General features: G+C 49.4%; 1 protein-coding gene. It reads left to right on the top strand.

Going from position 1 to position 23239, the window contains the following annotated elements; all coding sequences use genetic code 11:
- Entirely contained in the window at window positions 1-23214 is a 23214-nt protein-coding gene (gene lgrC, locus EL268_RS33715) for a linear gramicidin non-ribosomal peptide synthetase LgrC (protein ID WP_106655317.1), read from the top strand.
- The last annotated feature ends 25 nt before the right edge of the window (window positions 23215-23239 follow it).

The raw sequence follows: 23239 nt of genomic DNA, 5'->3' as shown, positions 1-23239 counted from the left end.
ATGGGGGATTTTACCGATCTATACACCTTATCCCCGCTGCAAGAAGGGATGTTGTTCCATTCGCTGTACTCTGAGGGTTCAGCCTATATGGTGCAGAACATTGCCATTCTTACAGGCGAGCTTGACATCGTCAACTTTGAAAAAGCCTGGAATAAAGTGGTTCAAAGACATTCCATTTTGCGTACTGGATTCCTTTGGGAAGAGGTAGAGAAGCCGCTTCAGGTGGTCTTCGAAAGTGTTCCTTTTTCCATACACCAGGAAGACTGGTCACATCACACCGATGAAAAGCAGGAAACCATGCTGACATCGTTTTTGCAAAAAGAAAAAGAGGCGGGCTTCGACTTGAGCGAAGCCCCACTCATGCGAGTGACGGTCATCAAAAAGGCCAAAGATGTGCACCAGTTCATCTGGACCTTTCACCATTTGCTCTTGGATGGATGGAGCAGCCCCATTCTTTTTCAGGAAGTCCTCGATTTCTATGAGGCGTACTGCCAAGGCAAAGACTTGAGACTTCCACAGCCAAAGCCATTCAAAGATTATATCTCCTGGCTTCGCCGTCAGGACAAGACGGAGTCTGAAAAGTTCTGGCGCGAATTCCTAGCGTCCGTCGAAAGTCCCACACCTCTTCCCTTCGAATCTTATCCATTGAGAGATTCAGAGCAGGAAAAAGGGATTCATGAATCGACGCGAACCTTGACTGATGAAGTCACGAAAGCTCTCTTGAAATTAGCTCGAACGTATAAGGTTACGATCAACACCATCGTGCAAGGGGCATGGGCTATTCTCCTCAGCCGTTTGAGCGGAGAAGAAAGCGTGGTTTACGGCGTAACCGGTTCCGGGCGCCCGAGCGATCTGCCAGGTGTAGAGCAGATGGTTGGAATGTTTATCAACACGTTGCCGATGAAAACGAAAGTCGATCCTGAGCAAACGTTGGATCAGTGGTTCAAGGAGTTACAGGATCAGCAATCTAGAGTCCGACAGTATGAATACTCTCCATTGGTGGATATCCAGGGCTGGACGGATGTACCGCGTGGACTACCACTGTTTGAAAGTATTTTCGTATTTGAGAACTATCCGCTGGGAGAAGGGGAAGAGAAGGAATTCGGTTTTTCCATCTCTCATGTACAGCACTTCCAAGAAGTAGATAATCCGCTCACGATTGTCGGGATTCCGGGCGAGCAGTTTCGCATCAAAATGATGTACAGGACAGACCGCTTTGAGCAGGCAGCGATCGAACGGACACTTGACCAAATGGCATCCATTCTAGTAGCAATTGTCGAGAATCCGAAACAACGCCTGTCCTCAATCTCTTTTCTCAGTCAAGAAGAAAGACAGCATCTACTGGTCGGGCTAAACGATACAACGAGCGACTACCCGCGGGATAAAACCGTTCCACAACTGTTTGCTGAAACAGCGGCCCAATACCCAGATCGTATCGCCGTCGTTGCGGGGGAGGAACAGTTGACATACGCCGAGCTGGAGGCAAAAGCCAATCAGCTTGCCAACTACTTGCAAAAGCAAGGAGTAGAAACAGGTACTTTTGTTGGACTATCCGTAGAGCGCTCGTCAGATATGCTCGTTGGTATGCTGGGGATTCTCAAAGCAGGTGGAGCGTATGTGCCACTCGATCCGGCGTATCCCCAAGAACGTCTGGCTTTCATGCTGGCAGATGCTAAGATTTCGATTTTATTGACACAGGAGCATTTATCTGACAGGTGGCAAGGACAAGAGCTTACCGTTCTCAATCTCGAACTTGCTGAGGAAAAGTGGACAGAAGAAAGCACAGTCGCTCCTCAAGTAGATATAAGCGCGGACAGTCTCGCCTACGTCATTTACACATCAGGTTCAACAGGTACACCAAAAGGAGTGCTGGTCGTCCATCGCGGGATTGTTCGCCTGATCAAAAACACGAACTACGTGACCATTACGGAAGAGGACGTGTTCCTGCAAGCCTCTACCGTATCGTTTGATGCTGCTACCTTTGAAATTTGGGGGGCGTTGCTAAACGGAGCGAAGCTGGTGTTGGTGCCTCCGCATCAGCCTTCACTCGATGAACTGGGAGAGACGATTCAGAATCACAAGGTAACGACACTATGGCTGACGGCTGGTCTGTTCACGGTCATGGTTGACCACAAGGTGGAGTACTTGCGTGGCGTGCGCCAACTCCTTGTCGGTGGGGATGTTGTTTCCGCATCCCATGTACGCAAGGTCCTTTCACTTGGCGATATCACGGTGATTAACGGATATGGTCCGACGGAAAACACGACGTTTACTTGCTGCAATCCCGTCACGGAGCTTCCGGAAGGCGTCAACTCCTTCCCGATCGGCAGACCGATCAGCAATACCACCGTGTACGTATTGGACAAACATCAACAGCCTGTCCCTCTGGGTGCAGCAGGCGAATTATATATAGGCGGAGATGGTCTCGCTCTCGGTTATTTGAACAATCCGGAGTTAACCGCAGAGCGTTTTGTGGAGAATCCGTTTGACCCACAAGGAGGTTCTCGCCTGTACCGCACTGGTGACTTGGTTCGTTATTTGCCTGATGGCACGATTGCGTTTATCGGGCGTATCGACAACCAAGTAAAAATCCGCGGGTTCCGCATCGAATTAGGTGAGGTGGAAGCAGCACTCAGCTTGCATCCGGCTGTGAACGAAGTTGTGGTCATGGTCCGTGAGAGTAAGCCGGGCGAGAAGCATGTAACTGCGTATCTTACCGTTTCAGGCGGCATCGCGCTCGAAACTTCTGAATTGCGTGCATGGACAAAAACGAAGTTGCCAGAATTCATGGGGCCATCATTTTATATTTTCCTTGATGCGATGCCTTTGACGGCAAATGGTAAAATCGACCGCAAACAACTGCCGGAACCGGAATGGACAAATCCAGCTTCCGACAAAGGCTATATGGAGCCGCGCAATCAGGTAGAAGAGCTGATTGCCAACATATGGTCGCAGGTGCTTGGAGTCGAAAAAGTGGGGATTCACGATAACTTTTTCGAGCTTGGTGGGCATTCACTATTGGCGACACGAGCCATTTCACGCCTACGAGAGGCTTTTGGAATAGAGCAGACGGTGCGCTCCATTTTTGAAAATCCGACCATTGCAGCATGGAGTGAACAGGGAGCAGCACTTCATTTGGGAGAGAAAGAAGCGATTGGTGGATCGATTCAGCCTGTGTCAAGACAAAGCAATCTGCCGTTGTCTTTTGCCCAACAGCGATTGTGGTTCTTTGATCGATTCATGCCAGAAAGTCCGATGTACAACATCCCATCTGCCCTTCGCTTGCAAGGCGAACTCGACGTAGTGGCATGGGAGAAGAGTTTACAGGCGATCATATTGCGTCACGAAAGCTTGCGTACCACGTTCCACGAAATAGACGGACAATCCGTACAAGTCATTCATCCGCATATGGACTGGAAAATGGACATTCTGGACTTACGCGACCTATCCGCTGAAAAGAAAGAACAAAAGATAGAGCAATTGGCCGAAGCCGATGCTGCCCGAGCATTTGCCCTTGGACAAGGACCGCTGATACGCGCGACAATGATCCAAACAGATGATCACGCATATGTCTTCTTGATCAACATGCACCACATCATCTCTGATGGCTGGTCGATGGGCATCTTCTATCGCGAATTGCTTGCCAATTACGAAGCCTTCAGCAAACAAGAAACACCCGAGCTAGCAGAGCTACCGATTCAATATGCGGATTTCGCCACATGGCAGCGTGAGTGGCTGGATGGCGAAATCTTGGAGCAGCAGGTTACTTATTGGAAAGAAAAACTGAGTGGTGCAGAGCCGCTTCTAGCACTGCCGACGGACCGTTCGCGCCCTGCTGTGCAATCCTATAAAGGAGCCATTTACACCGAGACCTTTTCTGCGGACTTGCTCGCCAAATTGAAAGGACTTAGCCAGGAGTCCAATTCTACCTTGTTTATGACGTTGCTGGCTGCATTCCAAACCCTTCTATACCGCTATAGTGGTCAAGAAGACATCGTTGTGGGAAGTCCGGTAGCTGGACGCAATCGTCAAGAAACCGAGAATTTGATTGGATTCTTCGTCAACACTTTGGCACTTCGAACCAACGTAACAGGAGATGTGACATTTACAGAATTACTGGCACGCGTTCGCGAAACAGCGCTGGAGGCATATGCACATCAAGATTTGCCTTTTGAAAAATTGGTCGATGAGCTACAGCTGGAGCGTAGCCTCAGCCACTCGCAGTTGTTCCAGGTCATGTTTGTCCTGCAAAACTTCCCGCTGGAGGAAGCAGTAACGTCCGGCATTCAGCTCACACCATTGGATTCTGAGCGACATTTGACGACCTCCAAGTTTGATCTCACATTGACAATGAGAGAGCAGGCAGACGGACTTGTGGCTTCCTTTGAGTACAGCACAGATTTGTTCGACAGATCGACGATAGAGCGAATGACTGGTCATTTGCAAAATCTGCTTGAGGCTATCATCGCCCAACCAGAGGAGTCGATTGAAAAACTTGATCTTCTAAGGGAGAGCGAACGAAATCAACAGGTGGTAGAGCTTAACAACACAGCGAGCGACTACCCGCGGGATAAAACCGTTCCACAACTGTTTGCTGAAACAGCGGCCCAATACCCAGATCGTATCGCCGTCGTTGCGGGGGAAGAACAGTTGACCTACGCCGAGCTGGAGGCAAAAGCCAATCAGCTTGCCAACTACTTGCAAAAGCAAGGAGTAGAAATAGGTACTTTTGTCGGGCTTTGCGTAGAACGCTCGTTAGATATGCTCGTTGGTATGCTGGGAATTCTCAAAGCAGGTGGAGCGTATGTGCCACTCGATCCGGCGTATCCCCAAGAACGTCTGGCTTTCATGCTGGCAGATGCTAAGATTTCGATTTTATTAACACAGGAGCATTTGGCTGACAAGTGGCATGAACGAGAGCTTACCATTCTCAATCTCGACCTTGTTGGGGAAAAATGGACAGATGAAAGCACCGTTGCCCCTCAAGTAGATATGAGCGCGGACAGTCTCGCCTACGTCATTTACACATCTGGTTCAACAGGTACACCAAAAGGAGTGCTGGTCGTTCATCGCGGGATTGTTCGCCTGATCAAAAACACGAACTACGTGACTATTACGGAAGAGGACGTGTTCCTGCAAGCCTCTACTGTATCGTTTGATGCTGCTACCTTTGAAATTTGGGGGGCGTTGTTAAACGGTGCGAAGCTGGTGTTGATGCCGCCACATCAGCCTTCACTCGATGAACTGGGAGAGACGATTCAGAATCACAAGGTGACGACACTTTGGCTGACGGCTGGTCTGTTCACGGTCATGGTTGACCACAAGGTGGAGTACTTGCGTGGCGTGCGCCAACTCCTTGTCGGTGGGGATGTTGTTTCCGCATCCCATGTACGCAAGGTCCTTTCACTTGGCGATATCACGGTGATTAACGGATATGGCCCGACGGAAAACACGACGTTTACTTGCTGCAATCCCGTCACGGAGCTTCCGGAAGGCGTCAGCTCCTTCCCAATCGGCCGACCGATCAGCAATACCACGGTGTACGTATTGGACAAACATCAACAACCTGTCCCTCTGGGGGCAGCAGGCGAATTATATATCGGCGGAGATGGTCTCGCTCTCGGTTATTTGAACAATCCGGAGTTAACAGCAGAGCGTTTTGTGGAGAATCCGTTTGACCCACAAGGAGGTTCTCGCCTGTACCGTACCGGTGACTTGGTTCGTTATTTGCCTGATGGCACGATTGAGTTTATCGGACGTATCGACAACCAAGTAAAAATCCGCGGCTTCCGAATTGAACTGGGCGAAATCGAGACGGTGTTGCAGAGCCACCCGGCTGTAAAAGAAACAGTACTCATGGTGAGAGAGGAAACTCCTGGAGACAAGCGCCTAGCCGCCTACCTCGTTTTTGCAGAAGAAACAGAGGTTACTAACAGCGAGATGCGATCCTATCTCAAGGATAAGCTGCCAGAGTACATGATCCCATCCGCCTTCGTGAAGTTGGACAGCTTCCCGCTGACACCGAACGGAAAAGTGGATCGACGGGCGCTACCAATCCCTGACTATTCCCGAAATGAGGCGGATAGCGGTTATGTAGCACCTGCAACGGATCTGGAAATGAAATTGGCGGGTATCTGGAAAAGTGTGCTGGGCGTTGCGAACATCGGCATCTACGACAACTTTTTCGAATTGGGCGGCGACTCCATTCTCAGTATCCAGATCGTCGCAAGAGCCAATCATGCCGGAATTCATTTCACACCCAAGCAACTTTTTGAAAATCAAACCATTGCAGAATTGCTGCGCGTTGTTACTGATTTGAGCCAAGCAACAGATACAAAATGGAAAAATGAACAGGGCGCTGTTACTGGAAATGTACCGCTCACTCCCATCCAAAATTGGTTCCTTGAATCCAATCAACCGTCGCTGCACCACTGGAATCAGTCGGTCCTTCTGACTGTTCAGCAGCCAGTAGACCTTGTTGTACTGGAGCAAACAATCGAGAGCCTATTGGCCCATCATGATGCGTTGCGCATGCGCTTTTCACACCAGGACGGCATGTGGACACAAATGATGGAAGGTCTTGAAGAGAACGTTCCATTCCGTAGCGTGGATCTTTCTAATCTCCCTAAACAGGAACAGGAGTCCAGACTGGAGGAAATCTCCCAAGAAGTACAAGCGAGCCTAAATATCACAGAGGGTCCCGTCGTACAAGCCGTGTACTTCAACATGGGCGAAGAGCAAGCTGGCCGACTGTTGCTCGTCATTCACCACTTAGTTGTTGACGGTGTATCGTGGCGTATTTTGCTGGAGGATCTGCAACATACCTATGATCAAATAGCGAACGGTCAAGACGTACAAATGCCAGCAAAGACGACTTCGTTCAAGATGTGGGCTGAGCAATTAGTCGCGTATGCCAATTCAGACGCCATCCTGCAAGAAAAAGAGTACTGGCTCAAACAAGATCATGAGGCGAGTCCAATCCCGATTGATCACCTTTATGAATCAAGTCAGAACACGGAAGCGACAACCAAACAAGTAACATTCTCGTTAAACGCAGGAGAAACCCGTGCCCTGTTGCAGGAAACACTTTCTCCTTACCGACTGAAAATAAACGATGTATTACTCGCTGCCTTAACAAAAGCGATGCACCGTTGGACAGGGAAACAGACGTTATCTTTCCATCTCGAGGGGCATGGACGCGAGGAAATTTTGGAAGGAGCAGATTTATCCCGCACCGTTGGCTGGTTCACGAGTATGTATCCTGTACAGCTTACGCTTGACCAGACGAAACCGTGGAGCGAACTGCTGAAAGCGGTCAAAGAACAGCTTCGAGCCATTCCGCAAAATGGAGTTGGCTATGGTATCCTGCACTACTTAAGTCAGGATGACGAGCTGAAAGAGCAGTTGAAGTCTCGAATGAAGCCAGAGATCAGCTTCAACTACCTCGGCCAGTTTGATCAGGTAGTCTCGTCTAACGCTAAGTTCGGTATGGCTGCTGAATCGAGAGGCTCGAATCTTGCATCTGATTCCATTCGGGCGCATTTAATCGATGTAAACAGCGTCATTTCCGGAGAACAACTGCATGTCACTTGGTTTTACAACGAAAACATCCACGAGAAAAGTACGGTGGAAGCAGTTGCTCGTGATTATATGGACGCCTTGCGTGAGATTATGGCACATTGCCGCTCCGAAGAAGCAGGGGGCTATACTCCTTCTGACTTCCCGTTGTCTCGTCTGGATCAGCGTACAATCGACACTTATGTGGGTAGAGATCACTCTATCGAGAACGTCTATCCACTGACGCCGTTACAGGAAGGAATGCTTTTCCATTCCCTGTACGAACAAGAGGGCGGAGACTATGTGGTTCAATTCTCCATGACGATCCATCATTTGCAGGTCGATGCTTTCCAGCAAGCATGGCAAAAAGTCATCGATCGTCATTCTATTCTGCGTACCTCCTTTATCTGGGATGGAGTAGTCAATCCGCATCAAATTGTCCGCAAGCACGTACGGGTGACAGTTGATGAGAGAGATCTGCGACATTTGCCGACGGATAGGCAGAAAGCAGCGTTAGACGCATTTTTGGAAGAGGATCGCAAGCGGAACTTCTCCATTACAGAACCACCTCTCATGCGTTTGACTTTGTTCAGGATTAGCAACGAAGCGTATCGCTTTATCTGGAGCTTCCACCACGTATTACTGGACGGCTGGAGCTTGCCGCTTGTCCTGAAAGACTGGTTTGCCGCTTATCTAGCGCTGGCAGATGGAAGAGACATTCAGCTTGGGGCTGTACAGCCATTTTCCCAGTATGTTGCGTGGATCCAGCGTCAAGACTTGCAAGCTGCGGAACGCTTCTGGCGCAACCATTTGAAAGGGATATACGGACCGACACAAATCAATCTCGGACAAGCTCTCCAATCCATCGGAGAACCAAAAACCTACGACGAGCGCTTTATCCGATTCTCAACCGAGTTTACAGAACATCTGCAATCATTTGCCCGTCAGCATCAGGTAACGCTGAATACATTAATACAAAGTGCGTGGGGAATGATCCTCGGAGCTTACAGTGGTGAAGCAGATGTCGTATTCGGGGCCACTGGTTCAGGACGTCCAGCCGATTTGCATGGCGTAGAAAATATGGTTGGTCTGTTCATCAATACGCTTCCGGTTCGAATCACACTCGATCCAAGCAAAACCGTTCGGGTATGGCTGTGGGAATTGCAAGAAATGCAACTGGAGATTCGCCAATATGAGTACACGCCGCTGGTTGACATCCAAAGTTGGAGTGAATTCGGGCGCAACACATCTCTGTTCGAAAGTATTTTTATCTTTGAGAACTACCCGATCGACGAGTCTGTAAAAGAAATGGACAGCAGTATTCAGATTTCTGATGTAGACTCTGCGGAGCAAACAAACTATCCACTTACCGTAGTATGTGGCCCTGGCAAAGAATTTGTCCTCAAAATCGTTTTTGATCAAAACCGATTCGATCATGAACGTATCGAACGTGTCCTAGAGCAAATGACACTTCTGCTTCAATCGATGACAGCAAATCCTGATCAATCTCTGGCTGATGTGCGCATGATCAGCGGAAGCGAACAAGAGCAGGTTTTGGTCGAGTGGAACGAAACGAAGACGGATTATCCAACCGGGCTTTGCATTCATCAAGCATTTGAACACCAAGTAAAAAAGGCGCCAGATGCGATCGGACTCATGTACAAAGAGATGGAAATGACGTATGCCGAACTGAACCAGCGAGCGAACCAATTGGCGCATCATCTCCTTGCCCAAGGCGTGAAACCAGATACGCTCGTCGGGATTTGCATCGAGCGCTCTCCTGAGATGATCGTTGGGATTCTCGGTGTGATGAAAGCAGGTGCCGCCTATGTTCCAATCGACCCGGCACATCCGCTAGAGCGTATTGCCTACATGATCGAGGATTCGCAGGCAAACATCGTGTTGACCCAGCAATCTCTGGCAAACCATTTGGGTACAACAAAGGCTCAGGTCATTTGCCTTGACAGTAATGCTCTGGACAATGAACCTGTTTACGATGTGGCAAGTGGGATTACAGAACAAAATCTTGCCTATGTCATTTACACATCTGGTTCCACTGGCTTGCCCAAAGGCGTAATGGTCGAACACCATAGTGCGATGAATATGGCTTATTACCTGATCGATTTGTTCCAAGTCCAACCGTCTAGCCGCGTCTTGCAGTTATGTTCGTTCAGCTTTGACGTATCTGTTGCTGAGATCGTCATGGCTTTGATTTCGGGTGCGACCTTAGTCATTGAGGATCGGGAAATGCTCTTGCCAGGCCCTGAACTCATCTCTGTCTTGCAAGAAAAACAAATCACAACTGTGATGACGGTGCCCGCTGTACTGGCAGCATTACCTGACGCCGACCTGCCTGATCTGAAAACATTAGTGATCGGTGGCGAAGCACCAAGCAATGAGCTCATCACTCGCTATGCAAAGCATCGTCAATTTTTCAATTGCTACGGACCAACGGAGGCAACCGTTTGCACTACGCTGATGCTTTTGGATGCGAATCTGACGAGCACGCCAATTGGCCGCCCAATCGCCAATGCAACCATCTACGTATTAGATGCCAATCTGAAGCCTGTCCCTATAGGCGTACCAGGTGAGCTGTACATTGGTGGAAAAGGCTTGGCACGCGGTTACTGGAATCGTCCAGAGCTTACAGCGGAACGCTTTATCACTCATCCGTTTGGAGCGGAAGGTGAACGTCTGTATCGCACGGGGGATCAGGTGCGCTATTTGCAAGACGGTAACCTCGAATTCCTCGGACGTATCGATAATCAGGTGAAAATTCGCGGCTTCCGCATCGAATTAGGCGAAATCGAAAACGCATTGAGAAAGCACTCTGCGATTCGGGAAGCTGTCATTACCGTACGAGACAATCGTTTGGCTGCTTATCTGGTTGCAATGGGTGAAGAGAAGCCAGCTACAGAGGAGCTCGCTCTCTATCTGAAAGAGACATTGCCAGATTACATGATTCCAGCAGGCATAGTCTGGATGGAGGCTATTCCGCTTACGGTCAACGGAAAAGTAGACCACCGAGCACTGCCTACACCGGATTGGGGACTTTTGACCACACAACAAGAGTATGTCGCACCTCGCACACCAGCAGAAGAAATAGTGGCGAACATTTGGACACAGGTGCTTGCCGTTGAGCAAGTCGGGATTCACGACGATTTCTTTGAACGAGGGGGACATTCCCTCCTGGCTACCCAAGCGATTTCCCGTATGCGTCAAGCTTTTGGCGTAGACATGCCGCTTCGTACGCTGTTTGATTATCCGACAACGGCTGCGATCAGTGAAAAAATTACGACATTGTTACAAGGGGAAGCGGGTCTTACTGACATCCCGCCCGTGCCAGTGTCGCGTGACGAACACTTGCCGCTCTCGTTTGCGCAACAACGTTTGTGGTATTTGGACAAGCTGTTGCCAGACAGTTCCGTATACAACATCCCATCTGCTGTTCGTCTGATCGGTGAGCTAGACGTCGATGCGTGGGAGCGCAGTCTCAAGCTGATCATCCAACGTCATGAGAGCTTGCGTACAACTTTCTCCGATATCAATGGAGAAGCTGTTCAAGTTATTTACCCGAATATTGAGTGGAACCTGGAACGAATCGACTTACGAGACTGGAACGAAGAGGAGCGAGAAGTAGAAGCATTGCGTCTCGCCATAGAAGATGCAGAACAATCGTTTCATCTGAATCAAGGGCCGTTATTGCGGGCAAAACTGATTTGCATGGATGAACAAGCGTATGTATTTTTGCTCAATTTACACCACATCATTGCGGATGGATGGTCCATGAGTGTATTCATGGGTGAGTTAGTCTCCATCTACGAAGCGTTATCTGCTGGAGAAACACCACAGCTTGCCGAAATGCCGCTGCAATATGCAGACTATGCGGCATGGCAACGCAATTGGTTGCAAGGAGAAGTATTGGAGCAACAATTGGCGTACTGGAAAAAACAAATAGGCGATGCAGAACCACTTCTGAGATTGCCGACAGATCGTCCACGCCCTGCCGTTCAGAGCCATAAAGGGGCGATGCATACGATTAGGCTCTCAGAAAAACTGCTTGCCGATCTAAAAGCGCTTAGCCGTGAAGAAGGATCAACCTTATTCATGACTTTGCTAGCTGCCTTTCAGACACTGCTCTATCGCTACAGTGGTCAAAATGACATCCTCGTCGGAAGTCCGGTCGCAGGACGAAATCGACAGGAAATGGAGTCACTTATTGGTTTCTTCATTAACACCTTGGTCATGCGTACGGACATGTCTGGGGAGCCAACCTTCCGAGACTTGCTTGCAAAAGTACGAGAGACCGCACTGGAAGCTTATGCGCATCAAGACCTGCCGTTTGAAAAACTGGTAGATGAACTGGAGCTGGAACGAAGCCTGAGCTACTCACCGTTGTTCCAAGTGATGTTCGTACTGCAAAACATCCCGATGGAAGTACAAGAATTGTCCCAGATTCGCATCGAGCCTTTCCACAGAGGTCAGGAAGGCGTAAGCGCCAAGTTTGACATCACCTTGACCACCGTAGAAGCACCTGATGGACTTATCGCCACATTCGAGTACAACACCGATCTTTTTGATCCAGCAACGATCGAGCGCATGGGGAACCATTTCTCCAACCTGCTGGAGGCGATTTCGATCAATCCGATGCAACCGGTCACAGCCATACCTCTCTTGAGCGATATGGAACAGGAGCAGCTTCTCCTTCAATGGAATGATACAAATGTACCTTATGAACGTGAAACATGCGTACATGAAAGGGTTGCACGGATTGCACAAGAGTTGCCAAATCAATTAGCAGTTGTTTCCGAAGAAGGGCAGATCACCTATGCAGAACTGGATGCCAAAGCGAATCAGGTAGCGAACTACCTGCAAAAACAGGGAGTATCCTCCGAAACACTTGTCGGCATCTGCGTAGAACGTTCCATCGATATGCTTATCGGTCAGCTAGGAATACTCAAAGCTGGCGGTGCTTATGTCCCAATGGACACGGCGTATCCACAAGAGCGCCTTGCTTTCATGATGAAAGATGCCAATATGCCAGTTGTATTAACCCAAGAACGACTGTTAGGGCGATTGCCGGAAGGAACTGCATCATTCATCTGCTTGGACCGTGATTGGACTATCATTTCGGAAGAGAGCAGCGAGGCACCGAACATGGCAATGACAACAGAGAATCTGGCGTATGTCATCTATACGTCTGGCTCTACTGGAACGCCAAAAGGGGTAGAAATCGAACATGCCGCCTTGTTAAATCTCATTTTCTGGCACCAACGGTCGTATAGCGTAGATTCAAATGATCGAGCTTCACAAATCGCAGGGACAGCCTTTGATGCATCTGTTTGGGAAATCTGGCCGTACCTGACAAAGGGAGCAACGCTTTATCTCCCATCTGAAGAAATTCGTCTTGTACCGGAGGAACTCAGAGATTGGCTTGTTGCATCGGGTATCACGATTAGCTTTTTGCCAACGCCATTGGCGGAAAGGTTGCTTACCTTGGAATGGCCTAGCGACACGAAGCTGCGCTATATGCTCACAGGTGGCGACAAGCTACACGATTACCCACCCGCAACAATGCCGTTTACTCTTGTGAACCAATACGGACCAACCGAAAACGCGGTTGTCGCCACAGCAGGTGCCGTTCCGCCAGAAGCTACTCATGTTTTCGCACCATCAATCGGACGTCCAATAGATAATGTGCAGGTATACGTCCTTGATGAAAAGCGAAAACCTGTGCCGATTGGTGTAGCCGGTGAGCTCTATATCGCAGGAGACAGCTTGGCACGGGGCTATCTGAAGCGCCCTGATCTAACCAAAGAGAGGTTCGTAGCCAATCCATACTCACAAAAACCGGGAGCGCGCATGTACCGAACTGGTGACCTGGTTCGTTACCTGCCAGATGGAAACATAGATTTCATTGGTCGCGCTGACGATCAGGTGAGCATTCGAGGATTCCGGGTCGAACTGGGTGAAATTGAAACGGCTCTGTACACTCATCCAGCGGTAAAAGAAACCATCGTCCTCGTACGTGAGGATATTCCGGGCGTAAAACGACTCGCTGCCTACGTCGTACTTGGAGAAAAACAAGAAATTCAAGCAAGTGACTTCCGCAGCTATCTAAAGGAAAAGCTGCCTGAGTACATGGTGCCAGCTGCATTTGTCATCATGGGTAACCTGCCGCTGACTCCAAACGGTAAGGTAGATCGACAAGCATTGCCTGTACCTGATTTCTTACACAATGAAGCAGAAGGCAGTTTTGCAGCTCCGACAACTGCTATTGAGGCTACGCTTGCAGATATATGGAAAAATGTTCTAGGTATTGACAACGTTGGCATTTATGACAACTTTTTCGAGTTGGGTGGAGACTCAATCTTGAGTATCCAAATTGTTTCTCGAGCCAATCAGGCTGGAATTCGTTTGACACCGAAACAGCTCTTGAGAAATCAAACCATCGCGGAACTGGCAAGAGTCGTAACAGAGACTGGCGGCATACAAGCAGTAAAAATCCAAGCAGAACAAGGCATCTTGACGGGAGAGGTGCCGCTCACGCCAATTCAATCGTGGTTCTTCACGACTGAACAGCCGTCGATCCATCATTGGAACCAATCCTTGCTTTTGACGGTTCAACAACCCGTTGACCTGAATGTTCTAGAGCGTGTCATCGAGAGTCTGCTCACTCATCATGACGCATTACGTATGCGATATAACCATACCGAGCAAGGCTGGACCCAACATATGGAAGGACGTCCTGATACCATTCCATTCCGTAGTGTGGATCTGTCCACTTTCTTAGCAGAAGAACAAGCTGGTCGTCTGGAGCAAATCGCAAACGAGGTCCAATCACGTCTACATGTAAGTGAGGGACCCGTTTTCCAAGCCGTTTACTTCCATCTTGGAGCGGACCTACCTGGTCGTCTGCTGATTGTTGCCCACCATTTGGTGATAGACGGTGTTTCCTGGCGCATTTTGCTAGAGGATCTGCAAACAGCTTACGGGCAACTTGTAAACGATCAACCGGTACAATTCCCAGCGAAAACGACTTCATTCAAGTCATGGGCAGAGCAATTGCAATCCTATGCGAATTCCGAAGCGTTCGAGCCGGAAAAAGCGTTCTGGCTGGGCCAAAGTGATGAAGTGAATCCACTTCCCATTGACCGTGCTTTCGAACCAAGTCAAAACACAGATGCAACCTCCAAGCAAGTAAGTCTTGCGCTTACTATTGAAGAAACTCGCGCGTTGTTGCAGGAGACGCTTTCGCCTTACCGCCTGCAAATCAATGATGTATTGCTTACCGCTTTAACCAAAGCAATGAATCGTTGGACAGGTGAAAAAATAGTAGCCGTTCATCTGGAAGGGCACGGACGTGAGGAAATGATCGAAGGAGCGGACTTATCCCGAACGGTTGGCTGGTTTACGAGCATGTACCCGGTACAGCTTTCAATTGACCCGTCGAAACCGTGGGGTGACGCTTTGAAAGCGGTCAAGGAACAGCTTCGTCGCATTCCAAAGAAAGGTGTCGGCTACGGCATTTTCCGATACCTCAGTCAGGATGAGGAGTTGAAAAAACTCCTAGGTGAAAAGCCGCAGCCAGAAATCAGCTTCAACTACCTTGGGCAGTTTGATCAGATCGTTCAAGCCGAATCGAGATTTGGCATGGCACAAGAATCAAGAGGCTCCAATCTGGGGAAAGACACAATACGCCAGCACCTGATTGATGTAAACAGTGTCATCACCGGAGAACAACTCCATGTCTCATGGATATATAGCGAAAATATTCACGAGGAAAGCACGATTCAAGAGCTTGCGTGCAACTATCTGGAAGCTTTGCGCGAGATCATTGCGCACTGCCAGTCCGAAGAAGCAGGCGGCTATACGCCATCTGACTTCCCACTAGCGCGAATGGATCAACGTGCTATCGACAAGCATCTGGGACAGGATCGCCTGATCGAAAACGTCTATCCACTCAGTCCATTGCAAGGTGGCATGCTGTTCCACTCCCTGTACGAGCAAGAGGGGGGAGACTATATTGTTCACTTTGCCATGACGATGGAGGGCTTGCACGTCGATGCGTTTGAACAGGCGTGGCAAAAGGTAGTGGATCGACATCCGATTCTACGTACCTACTTTGTTTGGGAAGGTTTAGAGGCTCATCAGATTGTACGCAAACAAGTAAAAGCATCTGTAGAAAAAATCGACCTTCGCCATTTGACGACGGAGCAGCAAAAAGCGGAACTGGCTCACTATCTAGAAGCTGACCGTAGACGCAATTTCGAGATTGCTTCCCCACCACTTATGCGTTGGACGTTGTTCCACTTACGTGAGGGAATTTATCGCTTCACGTGGAGCTTCCATCATGTATTGCTAGATGGTTGGAGCGTCCCGATTGTACTAAAAGACTGGTTTAGTGCTTATGTGGCCATAGCGGAAGATCGAGAGGTTTCGTACAGCTTCGTCCAACCATTCTCTGCGTACATCGATTGGGTACAGCGCCAAGACTTGCGTGCTGCCGAACATTTTTGGCGCGAACAGCTTAAAAACTTCCAAGAGTCTACACCATTAGCGATGAGTAACCACTCAGGCGGCCAGGAAAAAATGCCGAAAGTGTACGAAGAGAAAGAAATTCGCTTATCGGCGGAAATGACTTCACGTTTGCAAGCCTTTGTCCGTACCCATCAGTTGACATTGAATACGCTTGTCCAAGGAGCATGGGCTCTCATCCTGAGCCGATACGCCGCAACGGATGATGTCGTCTTCGGTGCAACCGTTTCCGGTCGACCGGCTGATCTCCCTACCGTAGAGGGCATGGTTGGTCTCTTCATTAACACTCTGCCGATTCGTGTTTTGATAGATGCGAACAAATCGGTGCGGGAATGGCTACGCGAGATTCAAGAACATCAAGTGGAGCTGCGCCAGTTTGAGTACACGCCGTTGGTTGACATCCAAGGCTGGAGTGAAATGGCGCGTAATGCTGCCCTGTTCGAGAGCATCTTCATTTTTGAGAACTACCCGATTGGTGAATCGGTAAAAGATGAACATTATGAACTGCAATTATCTGACGTGGAGACAATGGAACAAACGAATTATCCAATCACCGTTGTCTGCGGTCCGGGTAAAGAGTTCATCCTTAAGATCAAATACGAGCAAAACCGATTTGCGTCTGAAAATATCGAACGTGTACTGCACCAGATGTCTTACTTGCTCGAATCCATGATGGCAAAACCTGAACAGTGCCTTGCAGAGGTGTCGATGATCAGTGAAAGCGAGCGCCAACAGGTATTAGTCGAATGGAATGACACGAGCGTGGATTATCCGACCCAGCTTTGCGTCCATCAGGCATTCGAGAAACAAGTGGAAAAGACACCTGATGCGATTGCACTCGTCTACAAGAAGACGGAGTTGACTTATGCCGAGCTAAACAAACGTGCAAACCAGCTGGCACACAGACTGATTGCAATGGGTGTGCAACCGGATAAGCTAGTTGGCATTTGCGTCGATCGCTCTTTCGAGATGATCATTGCTTTCCTCGGTGTGATGAAAGCAGGGGCTGCTTATGTGCCTATTGATCCGGCGCATCCGCAAGATCGCATTGCCTACATGATCGAAGATTCGCAAGCGAACATTTTGTTGACGCAAGAATCGCTGAAAGACATGCTGCCAGTCCCTTCTAACCAGATCATTTGCCTTGATAGCGATGAACTGGCAGAGGAGCCAACCACAAACGTGGATAGCAGCGTCAACGAGCATCATCTCGCCTACGTCATCTATACTTCTGGATCAACTGGATTGCCCAAAGGGGTGATGGTCGAGCACCACTCCGTGATCAATTTGACACATGCCCTGATCCATTCGTTCCAAATCGATGAGACGAGCCGGGTTTTGCAATTCACATCCTTTAGCTTTGATGTTTCTGTCTCCGAGATCGCTATGACCCTGCTCGCTGGCGCCACGCTAGTCATTGAGGATCGCGAATTACTTTTACCTGGTCCGGAGTTGATCCAAGTCCTGCAGGAACAACGCATCACGATCGTGACAATGGCTGCCTCCGTAGTATCTGCCTTGCCACAAGCGGATTTGCCAGACCTGAAGACTCTGATTGTCGGCGGAGAAGCGTTAAGCCGTGAGCTTGTCGCCCGTCACGCGAAGGATCTCGAGTTCTTTAACTGCTACGGACCAACAGAAACAACCGTCACCGCTACTCTCATACGTTGTGAGAATAACGAAAAAAATCCGTCAATCGGCCGACCCATTGCTAATGTGGAAGTGTATGTACTGGATGCAAACCGGCAACCTGTGGCAATCGGCGTACCAGGCGAGCTGTACATCGGCGGAAAAGGAATAGCCAGAGGGTACTGGAATCGTCCTGAGCTTACGAAAGAACGCTTTATCACTCATCCGTTCGGCAAGGAAGGAGAACGCCTCTACCGGACTGGGGACCTGGTTCGCTATACGGAAGACGGACAGCTCGAATTCCTCGGACGAATCGACGACCAAGTCAAAATTCGCGGTTATCGAATCGAGCTGGGCGAAATCGAGAATAGACTCAGACAGCATCCAGCCGTTCAGAATGTCGTCGTTATCGCGCGTGAGGATCGGGAAGGCGACAAGCGTTTGGCAGCTTATCTCGTTGCAGCGAACGAACAACAACCGGGTGAAGCTGAGCTTATACACTACCTGAAAGAGACCCTGCCAGAATACATGGTTCCAGCAGGTTACGTATGGATGGCAGAGATTCCGCTCACGGTCAACGGGAAAGTAAATCGCCGCGCCCTTCCAGCACCGGATTGGGGACAAGGGGAGACAGAGAAAGAATATGTGGCACCGCGTACACCAACAGAGGAAATCGTTGCCCATATTTGGTCGCAGGTTCTTTCCGTTGAGGGAATTGGAATCCACGATGACTTCTTTGATCTGGGTGGACATTCACTCTTGGCTACCCAAACCGTTTCCCGCCTGAAAGAAACATTTGGTGTGGAAGTACCACTCCGTGCCTTGTTCGAAAATCCGAACGTGGCACAAATGAGCGAAAAGGTAACCGGACTACTGGAAGCCAAATCGAATGTTGCCAGCATTCCACTTGCACCCGTTTCTCGCAACCAGCATCTACCGCTCTCATTTGCACAGCAACGCTTGTGGTTCTTGGATCGCTTAATGCCGAACAGCGCCTTGTACAACATCCCGTCTGCCATGCGGATGCAAGGACACCTCAACATCCATGCATGGGAACGCAGTCTGCAGATGATCATCGAGCGACACGAGAGCTTGCGAACAACTTTCACTGACATCAACGGGGAAGCGATACAAGTCATTCACCCAGAAATCGCGTGGAGCCTGGGCAAGATTGATTTGCGTGATCTACCAGAAGAAGAGCGTGACACCGAGGTACATCGCCTGGAGAGAGAAGAGGCTACCAAGCCATTTGACCTAAGTACAGGACCTTTACTGCGGGCCACGATCATCCAGATCGGCGAAGAGAATTTCGTCTTCCTGCTTAACATGCACCATATCGTATCTGACGGCTGGTCGATGAACATTTTCATCCGAGAGCTGGTTGCGATTTATGAAGCGCTTCGCAAGGAAGAAACGCCGCAACTCACCGACATGCCACTACAATATGCAGACTTTGCAGCTTGGCAGCGTGAATGGCTACAAGGTGAGGCGCTGGAGCAACAACTCGCATACTGGAAGGCAAAACTGAGTGGCAGTGAGCCGCTATTGGCCTTACCGACAGATCGTCCGCGTCCACCTGTACAGACATATAATGGAGCCTTATACACGACGAGTTTCCCAACGGAGCTTGTGGAAAAATTACACACGCTCAGCCGACAAGAAGGCGCCACGCTCTTTATGACCTTGCTCGCTGCATTCCAAATCCTGCTTCATCGCTACAGCGGTCAAGACGACATTATCGTCGGAAGTCCGGTTGCTGGACGCAATAGACAAGAAACGGAGTCATTAATAGGATTCTTCATCAACACGCTGGCGATGAGAACCGATATGTCTGGCGCTCCAACCTTCCGTGAACTTCTTGCAAGAGTGCGCGAGTCTGCACTGGAGGCATATACCTATCAAGACCTGCCCTTTGAAAAGTTAATAGATGAGCTGGAGTTGGAACGTAGCCTAAGCTATTCGCCGCTCTACCAAGTCATGTTCGCTCTGCAAAACTTCCAAATGCAGACTCATGAGCTAGAGGGCATACGGATTGCTCCGTTTGAAAGCAAGAACCAAGAAGTGATGTCCAAATACGACATCAGCTTGACGATGGGAGAAACGCCAAACGGCCTGATCGCTACGTTTGATTACAATACAGATTTGTTCGACCAAACAACGATGGAGCGAATGGTGAATCATTTCCATCATTTACTGGAGGGAATAGTCGCCCAACCTGATCGTTCGATCATGGCGTTACCACTGCTTCGTCCGGATGAACGTGAACAGCTTATACTCGCGTGGAACAACACAGCTGCAAATTACACGTATGAGAAGACAGTGCACGAGCTAGTAACCGAAATGACAAGGAAAATGCCGAATCAACTGGCAGTTGTCTCCGAGGAAGGCTCGCTCACCTACGCAGAGCTGGATTCGAAAGCGAATCAACTGGCGAACTACTTGCAACAACAGGGGGTTACGACAGAGACTCTCGTTGGTATTTGCGTCGAACGCTCCCTCGAGATGCTGATCGGCCAATTAGGGATTCTCAAAGCAGGCGGCGTGTTTGTTCCGATGGACCCATCTTATCCAAAGGAACGCCTTGCCTTCATGATGGATGACACGAACATGCCGATCGTATTGACCCAAGAACGCTTGCTTGAAGCATTGCCAACAGGTGATGCAGCGTTTATTTGTCTCGACATCGATTGGGATTTGATTGCCAATGAGTGCACGGAATCACCCGAAATCACGACGACAACGAACAATCTCGCCTATGTCATTTACACCTCCGGTTCTACCGGAACACCAAAAGGAGTGGAAATCGAGCAACGCGCTCTATTGAATCTCATCTATTGGCACAAGCACGCTTACAACATCACGCCAGAGGATAAAGCATCACAAATCGCCGGAACAGCATTCGACGCCGCTGTCTGGGAAATCTGGCCGTATCTGACGGCTGGAGCCACGCTGTATCTGCCACAAGAAGAGATTCGTCTCGTACCGGAAAAACTGCGTGATTGGCTCGTCGGCTCAGGAATCACGATCAGCTTCCTGCCAACGCCATTAGCAGAGAGCTTGATGTCTGTTGAATGGCCGACCGATTCAGATTTGCGCTACATGCTGACAGGCGGTGACAAACTGCATCACTATCCATCGGCTCATCTGCCATTTACATTGGTAAATCAGTATGGGCCAACGGAAAATGCCGTCGTAGCTACAGCAGGCATCGTTCCTGTACAAGCTGGTCAGATAGCTGCACCAACAATCGGACGCCCAATCGACAATGTGCAAGTATACGTTCTTGATGCAAAGCTGCAACCCGTGCCGATCGGCGTTGCAGGTGAACTGTACATCGCAGGGAACAGCTTGGGTCGCGGGTATCTAAAACGTCCTGATCTGACACAAGAACGCTTCGTCGAAAATCCGTTCGCTCACATTCGAGGAGCAAAAATGTACCGCACAGGAGACCTTGTACGCTACCTGCCGGACGGCAACATCGAGTTTATCGGTCGTGCCGACGATCAGGTGAGTATCCGTGGTTTCCGCGTCGAGCTGGGCGAGATTGAAACCGCCCTGTACACTCACCCTTCTGTCAAAGAAACGATCGTCCTTGCCCGGGAAGACATGCCAGGGGTGAAACGACTGGCCGCGTATGTCGTGCTTGAAGAAGGGGGAGAGGATCAAGCTGGCAACTTCGACAGCTACCTCAAAGAAAAACTGCCGGAGTACATGGTACCAGCCGCATTCGTGATCATGGATACTCTGCCACTCACTCCAAATGGCAAAGTAGACCGTCGTGCATTACCTGTACCGGAGTACACCGTGAGTAATGGAGAATTCGTTGCACCAGAGACGTTTGTCGAGAGAGTTTTGGCAGAAATATGGAAAAAGGTTCTAGGTGTAGAGCAAGTCGGCATTCACGATAACTTCTTCGAACTCGGTGGTGATTCGATTCTAAGCATTCAGATCGTGGCCCGTGCAGCCCAATCTGGAATTCGCTTGTCACCGAAGCTCTTGTTCGAAAATCAGACGATTGCCGAGTTGACACTTGCGATCGGGGAGTCGGTTAACATTTTCGCCGAGCAAGGCATCGTCACAGGTGAAGTGCCACTCCTGCCGATTCAGCGCTGGTTCTTCGAGCAAAAATTGGCAGATCGCAACCACTGGAACCAATCTGTCCTTTTAACGGTTAAACCGATCGATCCAGAGATTTTGAGACAAGCTTTCTATCACTTGCTCGGACATCATGATGCCCTCCGCCTCCGCTTCTACCATCAGGATGGAAAATGGAAGCAAATCAACGAGGATTGGACAGATATCATTCCATTTACCGTAGAGGAATTGGGTCATTTGCCGTATGAAGAGCAAGTAAAGCGCATCGGGGAAATCTCTGAGGAAGCTCAGGCAAGCTTGCATCTCTCGGAAGGTCCGTTGCTCCGTGCCGTCTATTTCGATTTGGGCAGTGAACAGGAAGGCCGCTTGCTAATCGTCATTCACCACTTGGCAGTCGATGGTGTGTCTTGGCGCATCATTACGGAAGACTTGAATAAGGCCAGCTCCCAACTGCTACAAGGCAAGCAGGTGCAACTGCCGCCAAAGACTAGCTCCTACAAGTATTGGGCTGAAAAATTGACGGAGTACGCTCAATCGGACAGCCTGCGAGTGGAAGCGGATTATTGGCTAAGCAGCTTCGATACTGAAGTAAACGCTCTGCCAAAAGATGATGAGAACGGAAAGAACCGAGAGCTTACTGCCAAGATGGTTTCTGTTGCACTTACGCAGGAAGAAACCAAAGTGCTCATACAGGAATTGCCTTCGATTTACCAAACTCAGATCAATGACGTCTTGCTCACTGCATTGGCAGAAGCGATCTTCGTCTGGACTGGCAATCAAACCTCCCTCGTCCATTTGGAAGGACACGGACGTGAAGAGCTCTTCGACGATGTCGATCTGTCCCGTACCTTGGGGTGGTTCACGAGCATGTATACCATCCTCTTGGATACGAGGGGAACTACCTCTCTCAAAGAAGCGCTACAAACGACCAAAGAACAGCTGCGTAGCATTCCGAACAAGGGGATCGGCTATGGAATTCTCCGTTACCTGAACGAGGAAATGACTGAAAAGTTCAAGTCTTTGCCAAAAGCAGAGATTAGCTTCAACTACCTCGGTCAGCTTGATCAGGCAGTCGATGAGTCAGAATCCTTGTTTGGCTTTGCAAACGAGGCAAGAGGCGACAACTTCAACCGCAATTCAGAACGTCAGCACCTGCTGGATTTCGGTAGCTCTGTCGTTGGGGGACAATTGATTGTCACGATCGCCTTCAGTGAAGAGATTTATCGCAAAGAAACGGTCAAAGATTTGGCGGATTACTATGTAAATGCGCTACGACAATTGATCGAGCTAGGTCAGACGGAGACGGCCGCAACACCAACGACAAGTGATCTGTCCGAATTCGGTTGGGATGATGAAGAGATTGCCGACTTACTTGATCTCATCCAAGACAAGTAATGAATACGAACTGCATAGAGGCGTC

This window comes from Brevibacillus brevis (assembly GCF_900637055.1).
GTDB lineage: Bacteria > Bacillota > Bacilli > Brevibacillales > Brevibacillaceae > Brevibacillus > Brevibacillus brevis.
This window is presented reverse-complemented; position numbering and strand designations above follow the sequence as displayed.